This is a genomic window from Kitasatospora sp. NPDC101176 (assembly GCF_044768035.1).
In the GTDB taxonomy this organism is placed as follows: Bacteria; Actinomycetota; Actinomycetes; order Streptomycetales; family Streptomycetaceae; genus Kitasatospora.
Map to the genome: position 1 here is coordinate 203,737 of NZ_JBIWPA010000009.1, position 22,369 is coordinate 226,105.

The 22,369-nt window shown below is 74.4% G+C and carries 24 protein-coding genes; 15 read left to right on the forward strand and 9 right to left on the reverse strand.

Annotation, left to right across the window (positions count from 1 at the left end; translation table 11 throughout):
• Positions 1 to 30 precede the first annotated feature (30 nt).
• Positions 31 to 480: a hypothetical protein gene (locus tag ACIRS1_RS16280; protein WP_402839989.1), complete on the reverse strand. Its 450-nt coding sequence runs from the start codon at positions 478 to 480 to the stop codon at positions 31 to 33.
• A 259-nt stretch (positions 481 to 739) separates the two neighbouring features.
• Here ACIRS1_RS16280 and proC point away from each other — a divergent pair, with 259 nt between their 5' ends.
• A complete protein-coding gene (proC, locus tag ACIRS1_RS16285) occupies positions 740 to 1,567 on the forward strand; it encodes a pyrroline-5-carboxylate reductase (RefSeq protein ID WP_402839992.1) in 828 nt (275 codons plus the stop codon).
• A 247-nt stretch (positions 1,568 to 1,814) separates the two neighbouring features.
• Positions 1,815 to 3,047, forward strand: a complete 1,233-nt coding sequence (locus ACIRS1_RS16290) for an MFS transporter (protein WP_402839995.1) — start codon at positions 1,815 to 1,817, stop codon at positions 3,045 to 3,047.
• A 39-nt stretch (positions 3,048 to 3,086) separates the two neighbouring features.
• Here ACIRS1_RS16290 and ACIRS1_RS16295 read toward each other — a convergent pair whose 3' ends face one another.
• Positions 3,087 to 3,557 (reverse strand): hypothetical protein, encoded by a 471-nt coding sequence (locus tag ACIRS1_RS16295; protein WP_387902088.1) that lies wholly within the window; start codon positions 3,555 to 3,557, stop codon positions 3,087 to 3,089.
• Positions 3,558 to 3,796: 239 nt separating this feature from the next.
• Here ACIRS1_RS16295 and ACIRS1_RS16300 point away from each other — a divergent pair, with 239 nt between their 5' ends.
• From ACIRS1_RS16300 to ACIRS1_RS16320, 5 genes are all read left to right on the forward strand, one after another.
• Positions 3,797 to 4,993, forward strand: coding sequence for an acetoin utilization protein AcuC (locus ACIRS1_RS16300; RefSeq protein ID WP_402839998.1), 1,197 nt, complete (start codon positions 3,797 to 3,799; stop codon positions 4,991 to 4,993).
• A gap of 215 nt (positions 4,994 to 5,208) precedes the next feature.
• Positions 5,209 to 5,418: a helix-turn-helix domain-containing protein gene (locus ACIRS1_RS16305; RefSeq protein ID WP_063351305.1), complete on the forward strand. Its 210-nt coding sequence runs from the start codon at positions 5,209 to 5,211 to the stop codon at positions 5,416 to 5,418.
• A 191-nt stretch (positions 5,419 to 5,609) separates the two neighbouring features.
• On the forward strand, positions 5,610 to 5,708 hold the full coding sequence (locus tag ACIRS1_RS16310; protein WP_003948845.1) for a 30S ribosomal protein bS22: 99 nt from the start codon (positions 5,610 to 5,612) through the stop codon (positions 5,706 to 5,708).
• Positions 5,709 to 5,858: 150 nt separating this feature from the next.
• On the forward strand, positions 5,859 to 6,962 hold the full coding sequence (locus ACIRS1_RS16315) for an NAD-dependent epimerase/dehydratase family protein (RefSeq protein WP_387902090.1): 1,104 nt from the start codon (positions 5,859 to 5,861) through the stop codon (positions 6,960 to 6,962).
• Between the two features lie 7 nt (positions 6,963 to 6,969).
• Positions 6,970 to 7,977, forward strand: a complete 1,008-nt coding sequence (locus ACIRS1_RS16320; protein ID WP_360212786.1) for a lysophospholipid acyltransferase family protein — start codon at positions 6,970 to 6,972, stop codon at positions 7,975 to 7,977.
• Positions 7,978 to 8,063: 86 nt separating this feature from the next.
• Here the strand turns inward: ACIRS1_RS16320 and ACIRS1_RS16325 are convergent, their stop codons facing one another.
• The 3 genes from ACIRS1_RS16325 to ACIRS1_RS16335 all read right to left on the reverse strand — a co-directional run bounded on the left by ACIRS1_RS16325 (position 8,064) and on the right by ACIRS1_RS16335 (position 12,038).
• On the reverse strand, positions 8,064 to 9,380 hold the full coding sequence (locus tag ACIRS1_RS16325) for a DUF5667 domain-containing protein (RefSeq protein ID WP_402840002.1): 1,317 nt from the start codon (positions 9,378 to 9,380) through the stop codon (positions 8,064 to 8,066).
• A 276-nt stretch (positions 9,381 to 9,656) separates the two neighbouring features.
• Entirely contained in the window at positions 9,657 to 10,430 is a 774-nt protein-coding gene (locus ACIRS1_RS16330) for an ECF subfamily RNA polymerase sigma factor, BldN family (protein WP_360212815.1), read from the reverse strand.
• Between the two features lie 618 nt (positions 10,431 to 11,048).
• A complete protein-coding gene (locus ACIRS1_RS16335; RefSeq protein ID WP_402840005.1) occupies positions 11,049 to 12,038 on the reverse strand; it encodes an HAD family hydrolase in 990 nt (329 codons plus the stop codon).
• A 141-nt stretch (positions 12,039 to 12,179) separates the two neighbouring features.
• Between ACIRS1_RS16335 and ACIRS1_RS16340 the strand changes: the two genes are divergently transcribed.
• The 7 genes from ACIRS1_RS16340 to hemB all read left to right on the forward strand — a co-directional run bounded on the left by ACIRS1_RS16340 (position 12,180) and on the right by hemB (position 19,483).
• Complete coding sequence (locus ACIRS1_RS16340; RefSeq protein ID WP_402840008.1) at positions 12,180 to 12,464, forward strand: glutaredoxin family protein; 285 nt, start codon at positions 12,180 to 12,182, stop codon at positions 12,462 to 12,464.
• Between the two features lie 162 nt (positions 12,465 to 12,626).
• Positions 12,627 to 13,373, forward strand: a complete 747-nt coding sequence (locus tag ACIRS1_RS16345; RefSeq protein ID WP_360212794.1) for a 3'-5' exonuclease — start codon at positions 12,627 to 12,629, stop codon at positions 13,371 to 13,373.
• 101 nt (positions 13,374 to 13,474) lie between these two features.
• On the forward strand, positions 13,475 to 14,374 hold the full coding sequence (locus tag ACIRS1_RS16350; protein ID WP_360212796.1) for a redox-sensing transcriptional repressor Rex: 900 nt from the start codon (positions 13,475 to 13,477) through the stop codon (positions 14,372 to 14,374).
• Positions 14,375 to 14,402: 28 nt separating this feature from the next.
• The gene (locus ACIRS1_RS16355) at positions 14,403 to 15,740 is read left to right on the forward strand and encodes a glutamyl-tRNA reductase (protein ID WP_402840011.1); all 1,338 of its coding nucleotides are present in this window, start codon (positions 14,403 to 14,405) and stop codon (positions 15,738 to 15,740) included.
• A 41-nt stretch (positions 15,741 to 15,781) separates the two neighbouring features.
• Positions 15,782 to 16,792 (forward strand): hydroxymethylbilane synthase, encoded by a 1,011-nt coding sequence (gene hemC / locus ACIRS1_RS16360; protein ID WP_402840014.1) that lies wholly within the window; start codon positions 15,782 to 15,784, stop codon positions 16,790 to 16,792.
• Positions 16,789 to 18,438 carry a bifunctional uroporphyrinogen-III C-methyltransferase/uroporphyrinogen-III synthase gene (locus ACIRS1_RS16365; RefSeq protein WP_360212802.1) on the forward strand — a complete coding sequence of 550 codons (1,650 nt, stop codon included), beginning with the start codon at positions 16,789 to 16,791 and terminating at the stop codon, positions 18,436 to 18,438. The genes hemC and ACIRS1_RS16365 overlap by 4 nt, the downstream gene beginning before the upstream one ends.
• A gap of 64 nt (positions 18,439 to 18,502) precedes the next feature.
• Positions 18,503 to 19,483 carry a porphobilinogen synthase gene (gene hemB, locus ACIRS1_RS16370; RefSeq protein WP_402840017.1) on the forward strand — a complete coding sequence of 327 codons (981 nt, stop codon included), beginning with the start codon at positions 18,503 to 18,505 and terminating at the stop codon, positions 19,481 to 19,483.
• Positions 19,484 to 19,560: 77 nt separating this feature from the next.
• On the opposite strand, the gene ACIRS1_RS16375 is transcribed toward hemB, so the two are convergent.
• The 3 genes from ACIRS1_RS16375 to ACIRS1_RS16385 form a co-directional block, all read right to left on the reverse strand.
• Positions 19,561 to 19,824 carry a hypothetical protein gene (locus ACIRS1_RS16375; protein WP_360212806.1) on the reverse strand — a complete coding sequence of 88 codons (264 nt, stop codon included), beginning with the start codon at positions 19,822 to 19,824 and terminating at the stop codon, positions 19,561 to 19,563.
• A gap of 220 nt (positions 19,825 to 20,044) precedes the next feature.
• Entirely contained in the window at positions 20,045 to 20,389 is a 345-nt protein-coding gene (locus ACIRS1_RS16380) for a rodlet layer protein (RefSeq protein WP_188309838.1), read from the reverse strand.
• Positions 20,390 to 20,465: 76 nt separating this feature from the next.
• Entirely contained in the window at positions 20,466 to 20,810 is a 345-nt protein-coding gene (locus ACIRS1_RS16385) for a hypothetical protein (protein ID WP_031063477.1), read from the reverse strand.
• Between the two features lie 280 nt (positions 20,811 to 21,090).
• Between ACIRS1_RS16385 and ACIRS1_RS16390 the strand changes: the two genes are divergently transcribed.
• Entirely contained in the window at positions 21,091 to 21,798 is a 708-nt protein-coding gene (locus ACIRS1_RS16390; RefSeq protein ID WP_402840022.1) for a hypothetical protein, read from the forward strand.
• Between the two features lie 84 nt (positions 21,799 to 21,882).
• Here ACIRS1_RS16390 and ACIRS1_RS16395 read toward each other — a convergent pair whose 3' ends face one another.
• Positions 21,883 to 22,257 (reverse strand): hypothetical protein, encoded by a 375-nt coding sequence (locus tag ACIRS1_RS16395; RefSeq protein ID WP_402840025.1) that lies wholly within the window; start codon positions 22,255 to 22,257, stop codon positions 21,883 to 21,885.
• Positions 22,258 to 22,369 lie beyond the last annotated feature (112 nt).

Here is a 22,369-nt window from a genome sequence, read left to right on the forward strand (position 1 = left end):
CACCCCTTCTTGCCCCGGTCTGTGCCGGTGTCAGTCCTTGCCGCGGGCCTGCTTCACCGACCCCACGACCCCGGCGACGGCCAGCAGGACGCCGGCCGGCAGCAGGGCCAGGAAGAAGGCGCCGAACAGGCTGGAGTCGCCGAGGAACCACTGCGCCAGCACGTCCAGCACGAGGAGCCCGCCGGCCGCCGGGAGGGCGGCCCGCCACGGGTGCTCGTTCGACCAGCGGCGCAGCCGGCGGTCACCGGTGTCGCGGCGCAGCTGCCCGCCGACGGTGCCGACCAGGAAGAAGAAGAACAGGGCCCAGCCGGCCGGCCCGGCCAGCATGCCCAGTGACCAGTCCCCGGAGATCGCGTCGATCCCCAGGGCGGTCGCACCCACCACCGCACCGACCCCCGCGGCGGTCCGCCACGGGCCCACGGCCGCCGAGGCGACGGCGAGTTGCCGGTTCTCACGTCGGGACATTTCGTCGTGTGCCATGGCTCCACGGTGCGCCCGCGCGGACGCGGAGGCCATAGGGGATGCCCCGGACTTTCCCCTGAGGGGTCGGCTCGGGGCGGCGGCCGGCGGCGGCCGGCGGCCGGTGGCCGGTGGCCGGTGGCCGGCGGTGCGGCGGTGCGGCGGTGCGCCGGTGGCCGGGTGCCGACCACCGGAGTGGGCGGACCACGGGCTGGACGGTCCCCGCGGCCGCCCCCGCACGGTGCGAGGATGGCCGCAGTACCGAGGGTAAGGAGCAGCCATGGGCGCCAGCGCAGCACACGGACAGAAGATCGCCTTCCTGGGCACCGGCAAGATCGGCGAGGCCCTGCTCTCCGGTCTGCTGCGGGCCGGCAAGGACCCGGCGGACGTCCTGGTGACCGCCCGCCGCCCCGAGCGCGCCGCCGAACTGGCCGCCCGCCACGGCGTGGCGGCGGTCTCCAACGCCGAGGCGGCGAAGCTCGCCGACACCCTGATCCTGGCCGTCAAGCCGCAGGACATGGGCAGCCTGCTGGAGGAGCTGGCGCCGCACGTCGCCGCGGACCGGCTGGTGATCTCGGCCGCGGCGGGCGTCCCCACCGCCTGGTTCGAGGAGCGGCTGGCGGCCGGCACCCCGGTGGTCCGGGTGATGCCCAACACGCCCGTCCTGGTGGACGAGGGGATGAGCGTCATCTCCGGCGGCTCGCACGCGACGGAGGAGCACCTGGAGCGCGCCGAGGAGATCTTCAGCTCGGTCGGCAAGGCGCTGCGGTTGCCGGAGTCCCAGCAGGACGCGGCCACCGCGCTGTCCGGCTCCGGGCCGGCCTACTTCTACTTCCTGGTCGAGGCGATGACCGACGCGGGCATCCTGCTCGGTCTGCCCCGGCAGGTGGCGCACGACCTGATCGTGCAGTCCGCGATCGGCGCCTCGGTGATGCTGCGGGACTCCGGGGAGCACCCGGTGAAGCTGCGCGAGGCGGTCACCTCGCCGGCCGGCACCACCATCGCGGCCATCCGGGAGCTGGAGAACCACGGGGTGCGGGCCGCGCTGCTGGGCGCCCTGGAGGCGGCCCGGGACCGCTCCCGGGAGCTCGCCTCCGGCGGGAAGTAGCCGGACCCGGGACGCGTCCCGCGGATCACCGCCGGGGCGAGGTCCACGAGGCGCGCCCCGGGGGCGCCGAGTCCGCGCCGGGGCCCGCCGCGGCCCGGTGCGCGGAAGGTCGCTGTGCGGCCCCGTGCACGGAAGGCCCCTGCGCGGCCCCGTGCACGGAAAGTCCCTGCGCGACCCCTCCCGCAATCGCGGCCCACCCCCTACGCTCTCGCCAACATCGTCGTACCGGCCGGTAGCGAGGTCCCGCATGCGTGAGGCGCCACCCGCGACACCCGAGACACCCCCCGGGGCCCCGCCCGCGGCACCGCCCGCCCTGCGCGCCGGGCGGGCCGCGCTCGCCGTGAGCTTCCTGCTCCAGGGCGTCACCTTCGCCCTGCTGGTGACCTGCATCCCGGAGATCCAGCACCGGTACGGGCTGAGCGACGGCATGCTGCCGGTCTTCCTGGCCGCCGTGCCGGTCCTCGCCGGGGTCGGCTCGATCACCTCCGAACAGCTGGTGAAGCGCACGGGTGCCCGGGCCGTGCTGCGGGTGGTCCAGCCGCTGGTGTGCCTCAGCCTCGCGGGTGCCGGGCTCGGCGGCTCGCTCTGGCAACTCGCCCTCGCGCTGGGCGCGTTCGGGCTGCTGGTCGGGGCGCTGGACGCCAGCATGAACATGCTGGGGGTGGGGCTGCAGCACCGCTACGGCCGGTCGATCATGATCGGTTTCCATGCCGCGTTCAGCCTCGGCGGCATCGTGGGTGCGGCGGTCGCCGGGCTGGGCTCGCACTACGACCTGGGCCTGCCGGTGCTGTTCGGCACCGCCGCCGCGGTGATCGCCCCGCTGGCCCTGCTGACCGGTACCAGGTTCGCCGGGCCGGTCGAACTCGGCGACGCCGTCCGGGAGGCCGCCGAGGCCGCCGCCCGCTCCATCCCCTGGCGGCCGCTGCTGCCGCTCTGCCTGGCGATGGCGTTCGCGTACATCGCGGACGCCTCGGTCTCCAACTACAGCGTCAAGTACCTGACCGACGGCCTGGGCAGCGCCGAGGACGTCGCCAAGCTCTCCTACCTCGGCTACATGGTGGCGATGCTGCTCGGCCGGGCCCTGGGCGACCGCGCGGTGCAGCGCTGGGGCGCGGTCGGGGTGGTCCGGGCCGGTGCCGGGCTGGCCGCGCTCGGCTTCGCGCTGGCCGCCGCGGCGCCGGCGCCCTGGGCGGGCATCGCCGGGTTCACCGTGCTGGGCTTCGGCATCTGCGCGATCATCCCGCAGGTGTTCGCGGCCGGCGGCCGGCTGTTCCCGGCCGACTCGGACGCCGCGGTGGCGCGGCTGAACCTCTTCAACTACGTGGGGTTCCTGATCGGTTCGCCGCTGGTCGGGGCGCTGGCGGACGCCGGCTCGTACCGCTGGGCGCTGCTCGCCCCGATGCTGCTGGTGCTCGCCGTGCTGCCGTTGGCCGAGCGGTTCTCGCCGGCACCGGCGTTGGCCCCCGCCCCCGCCGGCTGAGGGCGGGGACGGGGGCGGGGCGGGCAAGGGCGGGCGGGATCAGCCCAGGATCGTGGTCGCCAGGCTGGCGGTGCCGTAGGCCCAGCCCTGGTCCTGGGCGGTGGAGGTGCCGCCCACCTGGCCGAACTCGTAGTAGACGTAAGGCGCCCAGTTCACCGTGTACGGCGTGGTGGCGTCCCACGGCGGGGTGTCGGTGATCTTGACGGTGAGCGTGACGGTCTTGGTGGCACCCGGCACGATCGGCGCGTTGAAGTGGAAGCTGGCGCTGTTCCCGCTGGTCGTGCAGTCGACGGTGTCGCCGGCGCAGCCGGTGACGGTGAAGGCACCGTTCAGCTGGTTGGCCGGCCAGGTCGGCTGGATGGACTCGTAGGCGAAGTAGATGTCGCTGGTCTCGTTGTTGGTGAGGGCCAGCGTCAGGGTCAGCTGGTCACCGGCCTTCGCGGTCGACTTGTCGACGCTGAAGTTGGTCCCGTTGACCGTGGCGGAGGCCGGTTGGGCGGCAAAGAACACACCAAGTCCCAGTATTGCAGCGAGAATTACCCCAAGGCGTTGCACGCTGAATGGCTTCATGGCGGAGAGCATAGGTACTCGCACAGCTCTTGTCTGTACCGCCTCAACAAATCACCTCCACCGTTGCCGCACGCGCGCACCGCACCTGCCGTACGTGCACCGCGTGACCAGCGCCGCGTCCGCCGCCCCGGCGCGCCCCGCGGGCGGCCCGGCCACCCCCACCCACTACGGTGGAGGCCATGCCCGAAGCCGAGCGTGACACCCCCTGCGGCCTGCACCTCTTCTGGGACGAGGCCGTCACCGCCTACGACTTCGGCCCCGGCCACCCGATGGACCCGACCCGGCTGGCGCTCACCATGCGCCTCGTCGAGGCCCTCGGCCTGGACGCCGGGCCCGGGGTGACCGTCCGGGCCGCACCGCCGGCCGGCGAGTCCACCCTGCACCTGGTGCACACCCGGGAGTACGTGGAGGCGGTCAAGCACGCCGCCGCCCACCCCGAGCTGTCGGACCCCCGGCACGGGCTCGGCACCGACGACAACTGGGCCTTCCCGGCGGTCCATTCGGCCTCCGCGCTGATCGCGGGCCAGTCCGTGGCCGCCGCCGACGCAGTCTGGCGCGGGGAGACCCCGCACGCGGTGAACTTCGCCGGCGGGCTGCACCACGCGATGCCCGCCAAGGCCTCCGGCTTCTGCGTCTACAACGACCCGGCGCTGGCCGTCGCACGGCTGCTCGAACTCGGCGCCGAACGGGTCGCCTACGTCGACGTGGACGTCCACCACGGCGACGGCGTCCAGCAGGTCTTCTGGGACGACCCCCGGGTGCTCACCGTCTCGCTCCACGAGCACCCCGCCACGCTCTTCCCGCAGACCGGCTGGCCCACCGAGACCGGCGGCCCCGACGCCCCCGGCACCGCCGCCAACCTCGCGCTGCCGGCCGGCACCGGCGACGCGGGCTGGCTGCGCGCCTTCCACGCCCTGGTGCCCGAGCTGCTCGCCGCCTTCCGGCCGCAGGTGCTGGTCACCCAGCACGGCGCGGACACCCACCTGGAGGACCCGCTCGCCCACCTGGCCGTCACCGTGGACGCGCAGCGGCTGATCGCCGAGGAGCTGCACGGGCTGGCCCACCGGCTCACCGGCGGCCGCTGGATCGCCACCGGAGGGGGCGGCTACGCCGTCGTGGACGTCGTGCCGCGCAGCTGGACCCATCTCGTCGCGACCGCCGCCGGGCGGCCCGTCGACCCGGCCACCGAGACCCCGGAGGCCTGGCGCGCCGAGGTCTACCACCGCACCCGCCGCCCGGCCCCGCTGCGGATGACCGACGGCGCCCGGCCGGCCTGGCGCGACTTCGACGCGGGTTACGATCCGGCCGACCGGCTCGATCAGGCCATCCTGGCCAGCCGCCGAGCAGTGTTCCCCCACCACGGCCTGCTGGCCTGAAACCGGTCCGCCGGCTCCCGCCCTGCGTACGGGCGCTCCGGCGATCCGCCGAGTGACTACGTACTGCAACAGTCCTATCTCTCACCGTACGAGGACTGCACCTCCCCTCTTCCCACTGGTACCACCCATAACTACTCTGGGGATACACGTGTGCCGGTGGAGTCACCGGAGGGGAAGCCGGTGCCTTGCACACGGGTAAGGGTCGGGTGATGGTCATGAGTTCCGGCGAGCGTCCCCTGCAGGAAGTCGTCTTCCTGACCGTGGCGGAGGTTGCCTCGGTCATGCGGGTGTCCAAGATGACGGTGTACCGCCTGGTGCACAGCGGAGAGCTGCCGGCCATCCGGGTCGGACGGTCCTTCCGGGTGCCCCAGCAGGCGGTGCACGAGTACCTCAAGGAGTCCTACGTGCGGCTCGAGAGCGCGTAGACCGAGGGCGGCGGGGGCCGGGTCCGCGACCGCGGATCCGGCCCCCGTTCGCCGCAGATTTTCCGCGTGTTTCCCGGTCACGGGGACCACGATTACGGCCCTGGCCCCGTGGACGGTAGGCTAGGCCCTCCGTCAGTCGTATGGACTCCGTCTCGTCACGGGCGAGAGTCTCAGTGAGCGAGGGTTGTTCCGTGGGCTCTGTCATCAAGAAGCGTCGCAAGCGTATGGCCAAGAAGAAGCACCGCAAGCTTCTGAAGCGGACTCGCGTTCAGCGTCGCAACAAGAAGTAAGCGCCCCCGGCCGCGCTCAGCGCGCCAGGCGCTTCCACCGCCCGCCCAGGCCCTCGCGGCCCGGGCGGGCGGTGTCGTTTCACGGCCCGGCCCGGCGGCGCGGTACGGTGCACGCAGGCCGCTCGGCTTCTGGGAATGGGGTGCAGCACCGTGGGCGTGGTCGTACTCGTCACCGGCGTGGCGCGCCATCTCGGTGCCCGCTTCGCCGCCGAGCTCCGCCGCCGACCGGGGGTGGACCTGGTGGTCGGCGTGGACGTGCAGCCGCCCGGGCTGCCGGTCGAGGAGCCGGACGGGCCCGCCGCCGAGTACCGCTTCCACCAGCTCGACCTGCGCCGGCCCGCGGTCTCCCGGGTGATCGCCGAGCACGGCGTGGACACCGTGGTGCACCTCAGCGTCAGCGCCACCGGTCTGGGCTCCACCAACCGCTCCGCGGTGAAGGAGTCCAATGTCATCGGCACCATGCAGCTGCTCGGCGCCTGCCAGAAGGCCCCCGGGGTGCGCCGCCTGGTGGTGAAGTCCACCACCGGCGTCTACGGCTCCGCGCCCCGCGACCCGGCGGTGTTCACCGAGCGGATCCAGCCGAAGAACCCGCCCGGCGGCGGCTTCGCCAAGGACGCCTCGGAGGTCGAGGGGTACGTCCGCGGCTTCGCCCGGCGCCGCCCGGACGTCGCGGTCACCGTGCTGCGCTTCGCCAACATCGTCGGCCCCCACGCGGACACCCCGCTCAGCGAGTACTTCGCGCTGCCGGTGCTGCCGACGGTGCTCGGCTACGACCCCCGGCTGCAGTTCGTCCACGAGGACGACGCCGTCGAGGTGCTCTGCCGGGCGGCCGGCGAGGCCGTTCCGGGCACCGTCAACACCGGGACGTTCAACGTGGCGGGGGAGGGTGTCCTGCTGCTCTCCCAGTGCGCCCGGCGGCTCGGCCGGCCGACGCTGCCGCTGCTGCTGCCCGCGATCAGCTGGATGGCCGGGATGGCCCGGCAGACCAGACTGGTCGACGTCTCGCCGGAACAGCTGCGGCTGCTCACCCACGGCCGCGTGGTGGACACCACCCGGCTGCGCGAGACCTTCGGCTACCGCCCGGCCTTCACCACCACGGAGGCCTTCGCCGACTTCGCCGCCGCGCAGCGGCCCGGCCTGCTGCCGCCCGAGCGGCTCGCCGCCGTCACCGACCGGCTGGCGGGCCTGCTCGGCCCGGAGCGGGCCTCCGGCGAGCGGACCCGTACCGACCGCCCCCGTCCACCGAGGAGCTGAACCCGCGATGAGTGCCGCAGCCGAGAACGCGCCGGGCGAGGCGAGGGTCATCCCGATCGAGTCCGCCCCCAGCTGGACCGCGCCCGAGGGGCCCGGGCTGGCCGACCGCCTCGCCGACGCGGTCGGCGGGGCGCTGTCCGGACAGCTCGGTCCGGCCGCCACCCGGCTGTTCGGCAAGGGCTGGGAGGGCCGGGCCGCGGACCGGCTGGCCTTCCTGCGCCGCCGGATCACCGGCGACTACGAGGTGGACGAGTTCGGCTTCGACCGGGAGCTCACCGAGGAGGTGCTGCTCGGACTGCTGCGTCCGCTGGCCGAGAAGTACTTCCGGATCGACGTCCAGGGCGTCGAGAACATCCCGGCGGAGGGCGGCGCGCTGATCGTCGCCAACCACTCCGGGACGATTCCGCTGGACGCCCTGATGACCCAGGTCGCCATCCACGACCACCACCCGCAGCGCCGGCACCTGCGGATGCTCGCCGCGGACCTGGTGTTCGTCCTGCCGGGCGTCAACGAGCTGGCCCGCAAGGCCGGCCACACGCTGGCCTGCAACGAGGACGCCCAGGCGCTGCTGGAGCGCGGCGAGGTGGTCGGGGTCTGGCCGGAGGGCTTCAAGGGCATCGGCAAGCCCTTCGCCGAGCGGTACAAGCTGCAGCGGTTCGGCCGCGGCGGGTTCGTCTCCTCGGCGCTGCGGGCCGGGGTGCCGATCGTGCCCTGCTCGATCGTCGGGGCCGAGGAGACCTACCCGATGATCGGCAACGTGAAGACGCTGGCCCGGTTGCTGGGCCTGCCGTACGTGCCGATCACCCCGACCTTCCCGTGGCTGGGGCCGCTGGGCGTGCTGCCGCTGCCGACCAAGTGGACCATCAGGTTCGGCGAGCCGATCGCCACCGACGGGTACCCGCCGGAGGCGGCGGATGACCCGATGCTGGTCTTCGACCTGGCCGACGAGGTGCGCGAGACCATCCAGCACACGCTCTACAAGCTGCTGGTGCAGCGCCGCTCGGTGTTCTTCTGACCCCGCCGCCCGGGGGCCGGTGAACGGCGCGGACGGCACGACCGAGGGCCCCGGCGGGGATCGCCGGGGCCCTCGATGCCGTTCGGTCAGCCGCCGAGGATCCGCAGTCCGGGCAGCAGGCCCGGGATCAGCGGGGGCACCTCGACGCCCTGGGGCTGGCCGCTGACCGGGGCGCTGGGCGTGCCGGTGGGCGGCTGCGGCACCTGCGGCGGGGCCGGGTCGGCGCTGGGCGAGGGCTTGCCGCCGGTGAGCCCGCTGGTGAGGTCTCCGACGAGCCCGTTGACGGCGTCCGGGGCACTGGTGGGCAGGGTGCTGGGCAGTCCGCCGCCCTTGGCGCCGTTGCCGCCGGGGGTGCTGGCCCCGCTGCTGGCCGGGGCCCGCTCGGTGCCGCCGGGGCGGCCCGCGCCGCCGCTCGCCCCGGTGCCGCCCTTCTGGGCCGGTCCGGTGTCGGGCGCGGTGCCCGGGTCGCCGGCCGTGGTGTCGGCGGGTGCGCCGCCGGTCGGTCCGGCCGTGCCGCCGCCCGCTCCGGTGCCGGTCTTCCCGCCGTTCTTGGTGGCGGGCGGGACCAGGCGCAGGGGCGCGACGTCCTCGCTTATGTCGTCGAAGAGCTGGCTCACCAGGTGGGCCTGCTGGGTGAGCTGGACCGGCAGCTGCCCCTCCAGTTCGGCCCAGCGGCCGTCCTCGTCGTGGGCGAAGCCGGCCAGGGCGCGCATCGGGTCGAGCGAGCCGTTGCTGCGGTAGACCGAGCGGAGCAGCTCGCGGCCCTTGAGGGCGTCGGCGTGCATGTCGTCCAGCGCGCGCCGGACCCGCTCGACGGTGCCCGGGCTGAGGGTGCTGCCCTGGTCGCCGTGGCCGACCAGCGTCCTGACCTCGCCGAGCCGGGTGGCGGCGTTGTCGAGCAGCAGTTCGCCGCGTTCGGAGTCGGTGTCCGCGAGGTCGAGCCGCAGCCCTTCCAGGCCGCGCTTCATGCCGTACAGCGTGTCCCCGGGGAGGGCGTTGGAGCTGGCCGCGGCGGCGCCGGCGAGGCTGCCGACGGCGAGCCCGGCGACCAGTCCGCCGATCGCGAACCGGCGGCTCCAGCGGCCGCGCGGTGCCGTCCGGATCGCCCGGTGCCGGCGCTGGCGGGGCACCGCCGCGCCCCCTCCGCCGGCGAAGGCCTGCTCGAACGCGGCCATCAGCTGGGCGCGTTGGACGGTCCGGACCTCCCGGTCCAGGGCCGGTCCGGGCAGGGCTCCCAGTACGTCGGTCAGCCCGACCAGTTCGGCCGTCGTGGCCGAACCGGAGCCGCCGGCAGCGGTGGTGGCCGATTCGGCGTCGTCCGCTCCGCGTAGCTCCGCCTGGTGGGCCTCCAGCGCCTCGGCGAAGGCCTTCGCCCGTCGGTGCTCCAGCACGTTTGCCGTCACGGGCCACACCTCCCTTCGTCGTTGTCGACACCCCGGCCTGCCGGACGGTTGCCTCGGCGGGCCAAAGCCACTCCATCGGGTGACAGGTCGCAATTCGGCTTGACCGCACGCCTGGTGGGGGCTTGCACGCTGGCCAACGAGTGGTGCGGGCGGTGGGTTACGCACGGCTGATCATCGGACCGACCGTTCACCCGGACGTGTCGGTCGCGCACGGATGGTGACGGGCCGGCCGGCCCGTCCTCCGCTATGCCGCCCGCGGTCACCGGCACCGCCGCCTCACCGCGCGTCCGGCGGCAGCAGCCTGGCCAGGGTTCGCACGGCGCGGTACTGGAGGGTCTTGATGGCGCCCTCGTTCTTGCCCATGATCCGGGCGGTCTCGGCCACCGAGAGCCCCTGCAGGAAGCGGAGCGTGACGCACTCCTGCTGCTGCGGGTTGAGCCGGCGCACCGCCTCCAGCAGGGCGGCGTTGGAGAGCGACTCCAGCACCGACTCCTCCGGGCTGCGCTCGCACTCGTTGGAGTCGAGCATCTCGCCGGTGGTCACCTCCAGCCGGAACCGGCTGGACTTGAAGTGGTCCGCGACGAGGTTCCGGGCGATGGTCACCAGCCAGGCGCCGAAGTCCCGGCCCTGCCAGGTGAAGGTGCCGATCCGGCGCAGCGCCCGCAGAAACGTCTCGCTGGTGAGGTCCTCGGCGGTGGCCCGGCTGCCGACCCGGTAGTAGATGTAGCGGTAGACGGTGTCCGCGTAGTGGTCGTACAGCCGGCCGAAGGCCTCGCTCTCGCCGGCCTGGGCGCGCTCGACCAGCTCCATGATCGGGTTGTGCTCGGTCTCGTAGCCGGGGCTGGGTGCCGTCCGGGTGCGGCCGCGGCCGACGCCGGCGGTGCCGCTGCGGCCGCGCGAGCCGGTGCCGGTGGAGCCGGCGGCGGTGGTCCGCAGCGCCAGGCCGGCGGCCTGCGGCTGCCCGAACGGAACGCCGGCGGGCACGAGTTGGGGCGAGACGGAGAGCTGGCTGCGGAGCAGGCTGCGCAGCAGGTCCAGGCCGGTGGAGATCTGCCGGTCGGTGGCGGGGCGACCGCGGAGGCCGGTGCGGGGACGCAGGGGCGCGGACGACGGGCGGGAGGGTGCAGGCGCGTCGTTCCGGACGGGTGGGTACACGGGACTCCCAGAGGCAGAACTGTGGACGGATCACCTCCGCCTGCGCGGAGAGCACGCCCGCGCCGCCCGTTCGAGCGGGGCGCGTGGGTGACGTGCATCCAGGAGAGAATAACGCTTTGTGCAATGACAGCTACACCGTGTGGTCGAAGTGGTCGCTTGGGATCCATTTGGCGCGCATATTCGGCTGACACTGACCGAAGCTGTCATCGTTCATCCGGCTCAACGTGATCGAACGGGCGCTCAGGGTGACCAATTCGGTGGTCCGGCGGGCGGTTTCCCTGTCGTGGCGCTCGGCAACCCCCGACTTTCCCGGCCTGGCGAACGATCAGAACCGGTCACCGGCTTGCAAGTTCGCTCATGGCGTCCGGAAAGCCCTGTGGCGGGCGGCAGTTCGCCCGTACGAGGGTCCAGGTCAGAGCCCCCGTTGACGGCTGGTCGCCTGCACGGGGGAGGTCCGCCCGGGGGCGGTCGGAGGCAGGAGGAGGTGGTCGGAGGAGCGGCCGGGAGCAGCCGTCAGGCGCAGCTGCGGCGCCGGTGCAGGGCCACCGCGGCGGCCGTCGCGCCGGCGAGCACCCCGACCGCGACCGCCGCTGGCAGGCCCACCCGGGCCGCCTTCCGGCCGGTCCGGAAGTCCCGTACCCGCCAGCCCTGCGCCCGGGCGTGGCGGCGCAGCGCTCCGTCCGGGTTCACCACGTACGGGTGGCCGACCAGCGAGAGCATCGGGATGTCGTTGGCTGAGTCGCTGTACGCGGCGCAGCGGTCCAGGTCCAGGTGTTCGCGGCGGGCCAGCGCCCGCACCGCGGCGGCCTTGGCGGGCCCGTGCAGCAGCTCGCCGACCAGGCGGCCGGTGTAACGGCCGCCCTCGGCCTCGGCGACGGTGCCCAGGGCCCCGGTCATGCCGAGCCGCCCGGCGATCACCCTGGCCACCTCCAGCGGGGCGGCGGTGACCAGCCAGACCCGCTGGCCGGCGTCCTGGTGCATCTGCACCAGGGCGCGGGTGCCGGGCCAGATCTTGTCGGCGACGACCTGCTCGAAGACCTCCTCGCAGAGCACCTCCAGGTCGGCCGTGCTCTTGCCGGCGACGATGCCGAGGGCGGTGTGCTGGGCGTCCGAGATGTGGTCCGGGTCCTCGGCGCCGTTCAGCCGGAACCAGGCCTGCTGCCAGGCGAACCGGGCGATGTCCCGACGGGTGAGGAAGCCGCGGCGGTAGAGGCCGACGCCGAGGTAGAAGATCGCGGCGCCGCGCAGGATGGTGTTGTCGCAGTCGAAGAAGGCGGCGGCCCGGGGGTCGTCCGGCTCGGGGGTGTGGTTCCCGGCCGGCGCCTTGGGGGCCTTCCCGGGGCGGTCCTCGGCGCCTTCCGCGGCGGGGCCCCCGGTGCCGGCGTCCGGTTGCGGCTCGGCCCGCAGGGCGGCCTCCGCCGCCTCGGCGGCGGCCTCGCCCGCCAGGGCGGTCCGCTCGCTGGGGGAACGCCTCGCCTGGGTGAGCCTTCGGAGCACGGCCATGTCATCGAGCATAGCCAGCCGGGCGAGGAGCGGCCGTGACGGCGGCGTGCCCGTGCGGTGAACACCGGGCGGCGCCCCCGGCCGGCCCGGGCGCGGGCGGCCGGGGCCGGGGCGGTGGCCGGTCGGGCGCACAATGGCCCGGTGAGCCCACTGCTGCGACGTGACAAGAGCCCCCGGCCCTCGCCGGCCGACCGCGCCGTGACCCTGGTCGGCAAGCCCGGCTGCCACCTGTGCGACGAGGCCAGGGAGGTGATCGTCCGGGTGGCGGGCGAGCTGGGCGCGAGCTTCGAGGAGAAGGACATCACGCAGGACGAGGAGCTGTACCGGCGCTACTGGGAGCAGATCCCGGTCACCCTGATCGACGGGCGGCAGCACGACTTCTGGCGGGTCGACGAGCGCCGCCTGCGCGCCGCGCTCGGCGGCTGACCGGCCCTCCGCGGCGCCTTCGCGCCCCCGCCACTCGGCGGGGGCGCTTCGCCGAATCGTTGCCAAAGACACCCCGGTTCGGCTTGGGCCGGGGCCGCTTCGTCGGCTTACGATCGAACGCGTTTGCGCCCGAGGGGGGCTGAGCACACGAGGAGTGCCGCCATGCTTCCCGGTCCGACCCCTGGGACGCCCGAAGCCCCGTCGGGGGCGGGGGGCTTCGCCGTGGTGGACGTGGAGGCGACCGGCCGCAGCCCGTGGCGGCACCGGGTGGTCGAGATCGCCGTGGTGCTGCTGGACGAGGGGCTCCGCCCGGAGGCGGAGTTCGCCACCCTCCTCGACCCGCTGGGCCCGGTCGGGCCGACCCACGTGCACCGGATACACCAGGCGGACGTCGAGGGCGCCCCGCGCTTCCGGGAGATCGCCCCGCAGCTGCTGGAGCTGCTGGCCGGCCGGGTCCTGGTGGGCCACCACGTGAGCTGCGACCACGCCTTCCTCGAGCGCGAGTTCGCCCGGATCGGCGTGCCGCTGCCGCCCGTCCCCCTGCTCTGCACGATGCGGCTGGCCGGCGCCCACCTCCCGGAGGCCCGCGGCCACGGCCTGGCGGCCTGTGTGGAGGCGGCGGGCCTGGGCTGGTACCCGGCGCACACGGCGCTGGGCGACGCCCGGGTGACGGCCGAGCTGCTGCGGTACTGCGCGGGGGTGCCGGGCTGCCCGCCGGACGACTGGGCGGGCCCGCTGCGGGAGGCGGCGCGGGTGCCGTGGCCGAGGCTGGGCCGGGCCCGCTCCAGGCCCTCCGGGGCGCCCGTCCCGTTGATGCGGCGGGAGGCGCCGTATGGTCCGTGGCTGCCCGGGGTACCTGCCCCGGCAGTGGTGCTGTCGGACCGCGGTGCTATGGGGTCGACGGCGTGATGCGCATCACTGTGCGGGGACAAATCGGACACCATCTTTGTGCACACGTTCACAAACGCATAGCCTGGCTGCCTAAGCCCAGCTTCACCCACAGGAGCACCGTGGCAATCGGCCGATCACCACAGAGCAGTTCGCAGACGCCCGAGCAGGGCGCCGCGCGCCGACCCTCGCGTGCCCGGGGCATCCCGGAGGCGACCGTCGCCCGCCTGCCCCTCTACCTGCGGGCGCTCACCGCGCTATCCGAGCGCTCGGTGCCGACCGTCTCCTCCGAGGAGCTGGCCGCCGCGGCCGGGGTGAACTCGGCCAAGCTGCGCAAGGACTTCTCCTACCTCGGCTCCTACGGCACCCGCGGCGTCGGCTACGACGTCGAGTACCTCGTCTACCAGATCTCCCGCGAGCTCGGCCTGACCCAGGACTGGCCGGTCGTCATCGTCGGCATCGGGAACCTCGGCCACGCCCTCGCCAACTACGGCGGCTTCGCCTCCCGCGGCTTCCGGGTGGCGGCCCTGCTGGACGCCGACCCGAACGTGGTCGGCAGCAGCGCGGCCGGCCTGCCGGTGCGGCACATGGACGAGCTGGAGTCGATCGTCGAGAGCCAGCACGTCTCGATCGGCGTGATCACCACCCCGCCGGGCGCCGCCCAGCAGGTCTGCGACCGGCTCGTCGAGGCCGGCGTCACCAGCATCCTCAACTTCGCCCCGACCGTGCTGACCGTCCCGGACGGCGTGGACGTGCGCAAGGTGGACCTCTCCATCGAGCTGCAGATCCTGGCCTTCCACGAGCAGCGCAAGGCCGGCGAGGAGCCCGACCAGCCCGAGTCGGTGCTGGACCGCGCCCCGGGCCCGGTCCGTGCGGCCGCCGCCAAGCTGCGCCGCGCGGCCGGCGGCAGCGGAAAGGGCCGCGGCACCGCCGAGTCCGCGGCCAAGGAGCAGCCCGAGCAGGGCAAGGGCAAGTCCGCCAAGGGCGGCGACGGAGATCGCTCCGCGGTGATGCCCGCATGATCGAGAACCGTGGGACCAGGGGGCGGGCATGAGTCTTCTCGTCGTTGGACTGAGCCACCGCACGGCGCCGGTCGGCGTGCTGGAGCGCGCCGCCCTGACGGGCGAGGTGCCGACCCGGCTGCTGCACGACGCGGCCGCCACCGCGACGGTCGGCGAGGCCGCGCTGCTCAACACCTGCAACCGGATCGAGCTGTACGCGGACGTGGACAAGTTCCACGCCGGCGTCGCCGAGCTGTCGCTGCTGCTCGCCCACCACAGCGGGGTGGACCTGGAGGAGCTGACCTCCCACCTGTACGTCCACTACGAGGACCGCGCCGTCCACCACCTCTTCTCGGTGGCCTGCGGCCTGGACTCGATGGTCGTCGGCGAGGGCCAGATCCTCGGCCAGCTGCGCGACGCCCTGGCCAAGGCGCAGGAGGAGCACACCGCCGGCCGCGGCCTGAACGAGCTGTTCCAGCAGGCGCTGCGGGTCGGCAAGCGCGCGCACAGCGAGACCGGCATCGACAAGGCCGGCCAGTCGCTGGTCACCTTCGGCCTGGAGCAGGTCGCGGCGGGCGCCGGCGAGATCGCCGGCAAGCGGGCGCTGGTGGTCGGAGCGGGCTCGATGAGCTCGCTGGCCGCCGCCACCCTGGTCCGCGCCGGCGTCACCGACCTGCTGATCGCCAACCGGACCCCGGCCCGCGCCGAGCGCCTGGTGGAGATCCTCGGCCCCGGCGCGGCCCGCACCCTGGACCTCGCCAAGGTGCCCGAGGCGCTGGCCGACGTCGACCTGGTGATCTCCTGCACCGGCGCCGCCGGCGTGGTGATCCGGGCCGAGGACGTGGCCGCGGCGGTCGCCGCCCGGACGTCCGGCGAGCCGCTCGCGCTGCTCGACCTGGCCATGCCGCGCGACGTCGACCACGCCGTGCACGAGCTGCCCGGCGCCCTGCTGGTCGACCTGGAGAGCCTCTCCCACGCGCACGCCGCCAGCCCCGGCGCCGGCGACGTCGACCAGGTCACCCGGATCGTCGCCGACGAGGTGGCCGCCTTCGGCGCCGCCCAGCGGGCCGCCCGGATCGCGCCGACCGTCGTCGCGCTGCGCTCGATGGCCTCCGACGTGGTCGCCGCCGAGCTGGGCCGGCTGGACTCCCGGCTGCCCGACCTGGACGAGCGCTCCCGCGCCGAGATCACCCAGACCGTCCGCCGGGTCGTCGACAAGCTGCTGCACGCCCCGACCGTCCGGGTGAAGCAGCTGGCCGCCGAGCCCGGGGGCGCCTCCTACGCGGACGCCCTGCGCGAGCTCTTCGACCTCGACCCGGCAGCCGTGCACGCCGTGTCGGGCACCCCCGTCGGCGGACCCCAGCCCTCGGGCGGGGGCGCCAGATGAACCGTCAGCCATCCCACGAGTACCACCGGGACGATCACCTCATGAATGGTCAACCGATCACGGAGCAGGCTCCGGCCGCCACCGCGACCCTGCGGCTCGGCACCCGGCGCAGCGCGCTCGCCATGGCCCAGTCGGGCATGGTGGCCCGCGAGGTCACCCGGGTCACCGGGCGCCCCGTCGAGCTGGTGGAGATCACCACCTACGGCGACACCTCCCGGGAGGCGCTGGCGCAGATCGGCGGCACCGGCGTGTTCGTCTCCGCGCTGCGGGACGCGCTGCTGGAGGGCCGGATCGACTTCGCCGTGCACTCGCTCAAGGACCTGCCCACCGCCGCGCCGGAGGGCCTGGTGCTGGCCGCCGTCCCCGAGCGCGAGGACGTCCGGGACGCCCTGGTCGCCGCCGAGGGGCTCACCCTGGACGAGCTGGTCGAGAAGCTGGCCGGCGCCGGCCGCCCGGCCCGGATCGGCACCGGCTCCCCGCGCCGGATGGCCCAGCTGAACGCCTGGGCCACCGCCCGCGGCGCCCAGCTGGAGACCGTCGCGATCCGCGGCAACGTGGACACCCGGATCGGCTACGTGACCGGCGGCGAGCTGGACGCGGTGGTGCTGGCCGCGGCCGGCCTCAACCGGCTCGGCCGCGGCGCCGAGATCTCCCAGCACCTCGACCCCGACCTGATGATCCCGGCCCCCGGCCAGGGCGCGCTCGCGATCGAGTGCACCACCGCCGACACCGGACTGGCCGCCGCGCTCGCCGCGCTGGACCACGCCCCCACGAGGGTCGCCGTGGCCGCCGAGCGCGCCCTGCTGGCCACCCTGGAGGCCGGCTGCTCGGCCCCGGTGGCCGCGCTGGCCACCTGGGCCCGGCCGAACGAACTGCGGCTGGAGGGCGTGGTCGGAGACCCCGACGGCGCCACCCTGCTGAAGATGACCGCCAACGGTCCGATCGTCCTCGACGAGACCGCCGAGCAGCACGCGACGGCCCTCGGCCGCGCGCTGGCCGCCCGGCTGCTCGACGCGGGCGCGGCCACCCTGATGGGGGAGCGAGCCCGATGAGCCCCACCGCCGCCACCGACACCCCGTTCCCGGGCGGCCAGTCCGCCGCCGGACGGTGCACCTTCCTGGGCGCGGGCCCCGGGGACCCGGGGCTGCTGACCCTGCGCGCGGTCGAGGTGCTGTCCTCGGCCGACATCCTGGTCGCCGACCCGCTGACCGCCGCCGCGGTGCGCACCCACTGTCCGGCCGGTGTGCAGGTGCACACCCCGGCCGCCGAGGGCACGGACTTCGACCTGACCGGCCTGGTCGCCGAGGCCGTCCGGGCCGGCAAGCACGTGGTCCGCACCGTCGACGGCGACCCGGGCCTGGACGGCTGCGCCGCCGAGGAGATGCTCCGCTGCGCGGGCGACGGGATCCCCTTCGAGGTCGTCCCGGGCGTCGCCCAGTCGGTCGGCGTCCCCGCCTACGCGGGCGTCCCGCTGCGCGGCGCGGCCGGCACCGACGTGCGCTTCGTGGACGGCGCCGCGCTGCTGGCCGGCAGCCCGGTGGACCTGGGCGCGCCGGAGACCACCCTGGTGGTCCGCACCACCCTGGGTCAGCTCCCGGCCACCGCCAACGCGCTGGTCGCCAACGGCCGCAAGCCGGAGTCGGCGCTGAGCGCCACGCTCTCCGGCACCACCACCCGCCAGCGGACCTTCACCTCCACGCTGTCCGCCATCGCGGCCGACCTGAAGGCCGCCCGGGTGCTGCCCTCGCCGGTCTCCGCCCCGGTGGACCCGGCGACCTCGGTGATAGCCGTGGTGGGCGAGCAGGTCGTCCACCGTTCCTCGCACTCGTGGTTCGAGACCAAGCCGCTGTTCGGCTGGAACGTGCTCGTGCCGCGCACCAAGGAGCAGGCGACCGGCCTCTCCGAGCAGCTGCGCTCCTACGGCGCGGTGCCGCAGGAGGTGCCGACCATCGCGGTCGAGCCGCCGCGCACCCCGCAGCAGATGGAGCGGGCCATCAAGGGCCTGGTCACCGGCCGCTACGAGTGGATCGCCTTCACCTCGGTGAACGCCGTCCGCGCCGTCCGGGAGAAGTTCGAGGAGTACGGGCTGGACGCCCGGGCCTTCGCCGGGATCAAGGTCGCCGCCGTCGGCGAGACCACCGCGCAGGCCCTGGTGGACTTCGGCGTGAAGCCGGACCTGGTGCCCTCCGGCGAGCAGTCCGCCGCCGGTCTGCTCGAGGACTGGCCGCCGTACGACCCGGTCTTCGACCCGATCGACCGGGTGCTGCTGCCGCGCGCCGACATCGCCACCGAGACCCTGGTGGCCGGCTTGGTCGAGCTGGGCTGGGAGGTCGACGACGTGACGGCGTACCGGACGGTGCGCGCCTCGCCGCCGCCGGCCGAGACCCGCGAGGCGATCAAGGGCGGCGGCTTCGACGCGGTGCTCTTCACCTCCTCCTCGACCGTCCGCAACCTGGTCGGCATCGCCGGCAAGCCGCACAACGTGACGGTCATCGCCTGCATCGGCCCCGCCACCGCCAAGACCGCCGAGGAGCACGGCCTGCGGGTCGACGTGATGGCCCCGGCGCCGTCGGCGGCCGCGCTGGCCCAGGCGCTGGCGGACTTCGGGGCCAAGCGCCGGGACACCGCGACGGCGGCCGGCGAGCCGGTCTACCGGCCCAGCGAGCGCCGTCCGGGTTCGCGCCGCAAGGCCCGCTGACACCCCGGCCGGGGGCGGTGATCCGCCGCCCCCGGCACTGCACAACCGTTCGGAGAGAGAAGCCGTGTCCGCTGAATTCCCGTACGTTCGCCCGCGCCGGCTCCGGCAGAGCCCGGCGATGCGCCGGCTGGTCGCCGAGACCCGGCTGCACCCGGCGGAGCTGATCCTGCCGCTGTTCGTCCGCGAGGGCGTCCGCGAGCCCGTCCCGGTGAGCTCGATGCCGGGCGTCGTCCAGCACACCCGGGACACCCTGCGCAAGGCCGCGGTCGAGGCGGCCGAGGCCGGTCTGGGCGGCCTCATGCTGTTCGGCGTGCCGGAGGTGCAGGACGCGACCGGCAGCGAGGGCACCAACCCGGACGGCATCCTGCAGCAGGCCATCCGGGACGTGGTCTCCGAGGTCGGCGACTCCCTGGTGGTCATGTCGGACCTCTGCCTGGACGAGTACACCGACCACGGCCACTGCGGCGTGCTGGCCGCCGACGGCAGCGTGGACAACGACGCCACCCTGGAGCGCTACGCCGAGATGGCCCGGGTGCAGGCGGACGCCGGCGTCCACCTGGTCGGCCCGTCCGGCATGATGGACGGCCAGATCGCGGTGATCCGGCGGGCGCTGGACGAGGCCGGGCACCAGGACGTGGGCATCCTCGCCTACACGGCCAAGTACGCCTCGGCGTTCTACGGCCCGTTCCGGGAGGCCGTCGGCTCCTCGCTCAAGGGCGACCGCAAGACCTACCAGCAGGACCCGGCCAACGCCCGCGAGTCGCTGCGCGAGCTGGAGCAGGACCTCGCCGAGGGCGCCGACCTGGTGATGGTCAAGCCGGCCATGGCCTACCTGGACGTCCTGCGCCAGGTCGCCGACGCCTCTCCGGTGCCGGTCGCCGCGTACCAGGTGTCCGGCGAGTACGCGATGGTCGAGGCGGCCGCCGCGAACGGCTGGATCGACCGGGAGCGCATGATCATGGAGACGCTCACCTCGATCCGCCGGGCCGGTGCCCAGCAGATCCTCACCTACTGGGCCGCCGAGGCCGCCGCGCTGCTGGACTGACGTCCCGTCCCGGATCGCGCCGGGCACGCCGAAGGCCGGGCCCCTCCCCGCAGGAGGGACCCGGCCTTCGCCGTCTGCTACCAGCCGCCGACGTGCGCGAAGCCTTCCTCGCCGCCGATGACGTCCTCGGAGGTCGCGGCGCCCCAGCCCGCACCGCCCGCGGCGACGTGCGAGGTGTGGGCGATGCCCCACCAGTCGCCGGCGACGAACGGGTGGTGGCCGGAGGCCGCGAACTCGCCGCCGCCCGCCAGGCCGACGTGCGCGAACGCCGGGGTGGCGGCACCCGCCAGCGCCAGTGCGGCGGTGACGGTCAGCGCGGCCTTGGCCAGCTTGCTCTTCATGGGTTCTGCCTCTCTGTCGGAGCGCCCCCGGGGGCGCCCTGCCTCTGACACGTGATCACATCCGGCCGTCCGGGGCGGCGCCCCACGCGCCGCCCCCGACGACCGGTCACCCGGCCGGTCCCACCCGTGCGGGCGGACCGCCGGGAACCTCGTCCGCAGAGCCCGGAGGGCCCGGGGAGACGTACCTCCCCGGGCCCTCCGTCCGTACCAGGCCCCTTGATCAGCCGATCAGGTGCGAGACACCCGCGTCGCCCGAGGACTGGGTGTTCTGGCCGACGTTGCAGATCTGCTTCGGGGTGCTGTTCAGGACGGGCACCTCGACCGGAACCGCGACGCCGACCACGGCGACGGCGATGTTGTGGACCTCCGGCAGGCAGATGTTCGCGTTGTCCAGGGTGTGGAAGTTCGGGCTGCCGTTGCCGTGGGTGCCGGTCTGGTTGGTACCGCCGTTGCCCTGGACGGAGGTGGCGGCGCCGTCCGAGTCGACGATGGCGGAGGCCGAGCCGGCGGACATCGCGATGGCGGCGGCGGCCAGGCCGGCGGCGGCGAGGGACTTCTTGATCATTTCCGGTTTTCCTCTCGAGGGGTGAATCGGGGAGCGATTCGAAGGGTGGATCGGGGGGAGTGCGGCTGGGGGAGCGTCAGCCGACGAGGTGGGACACGCCCGCGTCGCCGTGGCTCTGGGTGCCCTGGCCCTGGGTGCAGTACTGCTTGCCACCGCTGTTGGCGATCGGGACCTCGACCGGGACGGCCACACCGAGAACGCCGACGGCGATGTTGTGGATCTCGGGGAGGCAGACGTTCGCGTTGTCCAGGAAGTGGAAGTTCGGGCTGTTGTTGCCGACGGTGCCGGTGAAGTTGGTACCGCCGTTGCCCTCGATGGAGGCGGCGGCGCCGTCCGCGTCCCCGATGGCCGAGGCGGGCGCGGCGGCGGCGGCCAGCGCGGCGACGGCCAGGCCGGCGGCGGCGAAGGACTTCTGGATCATGGGGAGATCCCTCTCTGAAATGCTCTTGGTTTCCGTGCGTACAACGCGTAGAACGCTCAGACCCGGTCTGCAGTCACTGACGTCCAGATCAAAGAATGACGGCACGGAAGGTTACGGGCATTTTTTAAAACAGTCCGGGAGGCGCGTCGAGGGGTGGTTTCCGGTCGGATTATTAGGCCGAACCGGTTAACCGCCGCAATCCGGGCTCACCGTCACTCGTTGAGGCAGATTGCTTTCCGGCTGCGGCCCCGCAGCCCTCCCCGAAGGAACGGTGAAAAGCATGAAGTTCTCCAAGCGGGCCGGCGCGATGCTGCTGGCGGTCGGTGCGGGCGTGCTCGCCTCCCAGGGAGCGGCCTCCGCCGCCCCGGCCGTGAGCCCCGACCAGGTCGGAGCCCTGGAGGACAAGCTGGCCACCCAGCAGGTCCCGGCCGACGTGCCGCTCACCCCGCTGGGCAGCCGCGTCACGGCCGGCATCCCCACCTCGCTGGTCATGCCGCCGGCCGGCCGGACCACCGACAACGGGCTGCTCCCGGACCACCTGGTGCCCCAGCTGGCCACCGGCAAGGTCGGCCCGAGCGCCAAGGCCCAGTTGCCGCTCCCGCTGGTCGACCAGGGCGCCGACCTCGGTGAGGTGCTGCTGGAGGCCCCGGCCGCGCCGCTCCAGGCCAAGACGCCCGGCCTGGACGTGGGCAAGCCGCTGTCCCTGGTGCACGACGGCACCGGCCAGCTCGCCGACGGCCGGATCCGGGTGCACGAGGTGGACCCGCGCCTGGTGCCCGGTGCCGTGCAGACCGTCCCCGGGGCCACCGCGAGCCTGGGCGGCGACGAGAGCCGGCTCTCCGTCACCGACGAGGCGAACGCGCTGGCCACCACCACCACCGCGACCGCCACCGGCGTCCTGCAGCAGACCGACGCGACCGACACGGCGACCTCGACCGTCACCGGCCTCGTCCGGCAGAGCGGTCTGGCCGACCTCACCCGGCTCTGAGCCGGTCGGGCACCGGCCCGACGCGCCGGAGCCCGGCACCCCTGGCCACCAGGCGGGGTGCCGGGCTCCGGCGCGTCCGCGCCCTCAGCCCGGCAGGGCGCCGGTCAGCCCGCCGACCAGCGGGAGGTCCTTGACCCCGCCGCCCGCGCTCAGCGGTCCGGTCAGCGTGCCGGTGCCCACCGGGGCCAGGCCCTGGTCCGGCTGCACGGTCGCACCGTTGTTGAGCACGTCGGCGGAGGAGTTGGCCCACGGGTCCAGACGCAGGCTCTTGATCGGCGCGACGCCGTAGCCGAGCCCGGAGGTCGTGCCGTTCAGCGCCTGGCCGACGTCGGTCTTGGCCAGCGTGGCCGGCCCGGGCGCGGGGGCCGCCGCGGGGGCGGCCTGCGCCGAGCCCGCACCGAGCAGCATCGCGGCGCCGACGGCGGCGGCCACGCCGGCCCCACCCTTCTTCGAAACCATGCGGTATCACCCTTCGGTGGATCGGGGGCCCGGTCGGCCACCGGGCGCCGGGGACGCCGAACTGCCCCCCGGCCGGCTGGTCGGGGGGCAGTTCGGCCGGAACGCGTGCCGA

Coding starts and splice junctions, on each gene's coding strand:
- ACIRS1_RS16355 (WP_402840011.1), top strand. CDS start 14,403: ATGAGTCTTCTCGTCGTTGGACTGAGCCACCGCACGGCGCCGGTCGGC.
- ACIRS1_RS16320 (WP_360212786.1), top strand. CDS start 6,970: ATGAGTGCCGCAGCCGAGAACGCGCCGGGCGAGGCGAGGGTCATCCCG.
- ACIRS1_RS16380 (WP_188309838.1), bottom strand. CDS start 20,389: ATGATCAAGAAGTCCCTCGCCGCCGCCGGCCTGGCCGCCGCCGCCATC.
- ACIRS1_RS16280 (WP_402839989.1), bottom strand. CDS start 480: ATGGCACACGACGAAATGTCCCGACGTGAGAACCGGCAACTCGCCGTC.
- ACIRS1_RS16365 (WP_360212802.1), top strand. CDS start 16,789: ATGAGCCCCACCGCCGCCACCGACACCCCGTTCCCGGGCGGCCAGTCC.
- ACIRS1_RS16375 (WP_360212806.1), bottom strand. CDS start 19,824: ATGAAGAGCAAGCTGGCCAAGGCCGCGCTGACCGTCACCGCCGCACTG.
- ACIRS1_RS16300 (WP_402839998.1), top strand. CDS start 3,797: ATGCCCGAAGCCGAGCGTGACACCCCCTGCGGCCTGCACCTCTTCTGG.
- ACIRS1_RS16390 (WP_402840022.1), top strand. CDS start 21,091: ATGAAGTTCTCCAAGCGGGCCGGCGCGATGCTGCTGGCGGTCGGTGCG.
- ACIRS1_RS16395 (WP_402840025.1), bottom strand. CDS start 22,257: ATGGTTTCGAAGAAGGGTGGGGCCGGCGTGGCCGCCGCCGTCGGCGCC.
- proC (WP_402839992.1), top strand. CDS start 740: ATGGGCGCCAGCGCAGCACACGGACAGAAGATCGCCTTCCTGGGCACC.
- ACIRS1_RS16385 (WP_031063477.1), bottom strand. CDS start 20,810: ATGATCCAGAAGTCCTTCGCCGCCGCCGGCCTGGCCGTCGCCGCGCTG.
- ACIRS1_RS16335 (WP_402840005.1), bottom strand. CDS start 12,038: ATGGCCGTGCTCCGAAGGCTCACCCAGGCGAGGCGTTCCCCCAGCGAG.
- ACIRS1_RS16290 (WP_402839995.1), top strand. CDS start 1,815: ATGCGTGAGGCGCCACCCGCGACACCCGAGACACCCCCCGGGGCCCCG.
- ACIRS1_RS16345 (WP_360212794.1), top strand. CDS start 12,627: ATGCTTCCCGGTCCGACCCCTGGGACGCCCGAAGCCCCGTCGGGGGCG.
- ACIRS1_RS16305 (WP_063351305.1), top strand. CDS start 5,209: ATGAGTTCCGGCGAGCGTCCCCTGCAGGAAGTCGTCTTCCTGACCGTG.
- hemC (WP_402840014.1), top strand. CDS start 15,782: ATGAATGGTCAACCGATCACGGAGCAGGCTCCGGCCGCCACCGCGACC.